We start from the raw sequence: 2,410 nt of genomic DNA on the forward strand, positions 1-2,410 counted from the left end.
CCCTGAAGGCGACCGCCAACGATGAATCCCTGCCGCTTGAGGAGCGCTTCGAGGCGCGCCTGAAGCTGGCGGAGCTGCCGCGTAACTCGGCCGCCAACCGGATTCGCAACCGCTGCGAGGTGACGGGCCGTCCGCGCGCCTATTACCGCAAGCTCAAGATGAGCCGTATCGCCCTGCGTGAACTCGGCAACCTGGGTCAGATCCCGGGCCTGACGAAGTCCAGCTGGTAAGGGGAGCGACAGACATGATGATCAACGATCCCCTGAGCGACATGATCGCTCGCATCCGGAACGCCGCCATGCGCAAGCGTTCCAAGGTGCTCACCCCGGCTTCCCGCCTGCGCCAGCGCGTCCTCGACGTGCTGCAGGACGAAGGCTACATCCGCGGCTATTCGCTGGTTCAGAACCCCGGCGAATTCCCGCAGTTCGAGATCGAGCTGAAATACTTCGACGGCCAGCCGGTCATCGCCGAGATCGCCCGCGTGTCCAAGCCGGGCCGCCGCGTCTATTCGGCGATCAGCGACCTGAAGCCGATCAAGAACGGCCTCGGGATCTCGATCCTCTCCACGTCCAAGGGCGTCATGTCGGACACCGCGGCCCGCGAGGCCAAGGTGGGCGGCGAAGTCCTCTGCAGGGTCTACTGATATGTCCCGTATCGGCAAACGCACCATCGCTGTTCCGAAGGGCGTGACCATCACGCTCGACGGCCAGACCGTGTCGGTGAAGGGTCCCAAGGGCGAACGCTCCTGGACCGTCGCCGAAGAGATCGAGGTCTCGCAGAACGACGAGGGCATCAACCTCGGCCTGCGCGTCGACACCCAGCGTGGCCGCGCCATGTGGGGCCTGTCGCGCACCCTGGTCGACAACATGGTCGTCGGCGTCACCACCGGCTTTGAAAAGAGCCTGGACCTGGTCGGCGTCGGCTATCGCGCCGCGATGAAGGGCAACGCCCTGTCGCTGCAGCTCGGCTTCTCGCACGACGTCGACATCCAGCCGCCGGCCGGGGTCACCTTCGCGGTGCCCAAGCAGACGGAAATCAAGATCTCCGGCGCCGACAAACAGGCCGTCGGTCAGATCGCCGCCGTCATCCGCAAGCTGCGTCCGCCGGAGCCCTACAAGGGCAAGGGCGTGCGCTACACGGGCGAAAAGGTCCGGCGCAAGGAAGGCAAGAAGAAGTAAGTCATGGCCACCACGCTCAAACAGAACGCCAAGCGCCGCGCCGAGCGCACCCGCCGCCGCCTGAAGGCTGTGGCCAACGGCCGCCTGCGCCTGTCGGTCCACCGCTCGGACAAGAACATCTCGGCCCAGATCATCGACGACGTCCAGGGCGTCACGGTGGCCGCCGCCTCCTCGCTGGAAGGCGAAAAGGGCAAGAAGCCGAAGGGTTCGGACACCGCAGCCGCGGCCGCGATCGGCAAGCTGATCGCCGAACGCGCCATCGAAAAGGGCGTCAAGGACGTCGTCTTCGATCGCGGCGGCTACATCTATCACGGACGGGTGAAGGCGCTGGCGGAAGCCGCGCGTGAAGCCGGCCTGAACTTCTAAGGGACGCGACAGATGGCGCATCAACCCCAACGTGGCGGCGGCGGCAACGACCGCAACCGTCGTGACAACCGCAACGCTCCCGTCGAAGGTCCGGATTCGGACATCGTCGAGAAGCTGGTGCACATCAACCGCGTCGCCGCGACCGTCAAAGGCGGCCGCCGGTTCTCGTTCGCGGCCCTGATGGTCGTCGGCGACGGCAAGGGCCGCGTCGGCTTCGGTCACGGCAAGGCGCGCGAAGTGCCGGAAGCCATCCGCAAGGCGACCGAAGAAGCCAAGAAGACCATGATCAAGGTTCCGCTGCGCGAGAACCGCACCCTGCACCACGACGGCTCGGGCCGTTGGGGCGCCGGCAAGATCATGATGCGCGCCGCCCCTCCCGGGACCGGCGTCATCGCGGGCGGTCCGATGCGCGCCGTGCTCGAAACCCTCGGCGTCCAGGACGTCGTCGGCAAGTCGACCGGTTCCTCGAACCCCTACAACATGATCCGCGCCACCTTCGAAGCTCTGAAGGTCCAGTCGTCGCCCCGCATGGTGGCTTCGAAGCGCGGCAAGAAGGTCGCCGATCTGATGGGCCGCCGCAACGACGGCGCCTCGGCGCCCGAAGCCGTGGAGGGCTGATAGATGGCCAAGACCGAATCCAAAGCCACCGTCACCGTCCGCCAGACCGGCAGCCCGATCCGTCGCAAGTCGGACCAGCGCGCCACCCTGGCCGGCCTGGGCCTCAACCGCATGGGTCGTGAATCGACCCTGGAGGACACCCCCTCCGTCCGCGGCATGATCGCCAAGGTCGCCCACATGGTGGAAGTGGTCGAGAAGTAAGAGAAATCTCCCTCCCCCGTCGGGGGAGGGAAGATCGCTGCTTGCAG

At 66.4% G+C, this 2,410-nt stretch carries 6 protein-coding genes; all 6 read left to right on the forward strand.

What is annotated here, in order from left to right; all coding sequences use genetic code 11:
* Nucleotides 1-230: 30S ribosomal protein S14 (gene rpsN, locus RDU12_RS14890; RefSeq protein ID WP_308685417.1), on the forward strand; the 230-nt coding region annotated here is incomplete at its 5' end.
* A 14-nt stretch (nt 231-244) separates the two neighbouring features.
* The gene (rpsH, locus tag RDU12_RS14895) at nt 245-643 is read left to right on the forward strand and encodes a 30S ribosomal protein S8 (RefSeq protein ID WP_168049145.1); all 399 of its coding nucleotides are present in this window, start codon (nt 245-247) and stop codon (nt 641-643) included.
* A gap of 1 nt (nt 644) precedes the next feature.
* The gene (gene rplF, locus RDU12_RS14900) at nt 645-1,178 is read left to right on the forward strand and encodes a 50S ribosomal protein L6 (RefSeq protein ID WP_300289435.1); all 534 of its coding nucleotides are present in this window, start codon (nt 645-647) and stop codon (nt 1,176-1,178) included.
* A gap of 3 nt (nt 1,179-1,181) precedes the next feature.
* Nucleotides 1,182-1,544, forward strand: coding sequence for a 50S ribosomal protein L18 (rplR, locus tag RDU12_RS14905; RefSeq protein WP_300289434.1), 363 nt, complete (start codon nt 1,182-1,184; stop codon nt 1,542-1,544).
* Between the two features lie 12 nt (nt 1,545-1,556).
* Nucleotides 1,557-2,162: a 30S ribosomal protein S5 gene (gene rpsE, locus RDU12_RS14910; RefSeq protein WP_300289433.1), complete on the forward strand. Its 606-nt coding sequence runs from the start codon at nt 1,557-1,559 to the stop codon at nt 2,160-2,162.
* Nucleotides 2,163-2,165: 3 nt separating this feature from the next.
* The gene (gene rpmD / locus RDU12_RS14915) at nt 2,166-2,363 is read left to right on the forward strand and encodes a 50S ribosomal protein L30 (RefSeq protein WP_183203635.1); all 198 of its coding nucleotides are present in this window, start codon (nt 2,166-2,168) and stop codon (nt 2,361-2,363) included.
* The last annotated feature ends 47 nt before the right edge of the window (nt 2,364-2,410 follow it).

The sequence above is a fragment of the Brevundimonas sp. genome, from assembly GCF_031082345.1.
Classification (GTDB): Bacteria; Pseudomonadota; Alphaproteobacteria; order Caulobacterales; family Caulobacteraceae; genus Brevundimonas.

What these genes read in the sequence shown, in the direction of transcription:
- rpsH (WP_168049145.1), top strand. Translation starts at nt 245, where the DNA reads ATGATGATCAACGATCCCCTGAGCGACATGATCGCTCGCATCCGGAAC.
- rplF (WP_300289435.1), top strand. Translation starts at nt 645, where the DNA reads ATGTCCCGTATCGGCAAACGCACCATCGCTGTTCCGAAGGGCGTGACC.
- rplR (WP_300289434.1), top strand. Translation starts at nt 1,182, where the DNA reads ATGGCCACCACGCTCAAACAGAACGCCAAGCGCCGCGCCGAGCGCACC.
- rpsE (WP_300289433.1), top strand. Translation starts at nt 1,557, where the DNA reads ATGGCGCATCAACCCCAACGTGGCGGCGGCGGCAACGACCGCAACCGT.
- rpmD (WP_183203635.1), top strand. Translation starts at nt 2,166, where the DNA reads ATGGCCAAGACCGAATCCAAAGCCACCGTCACCGTCCGCCAGACCGGC.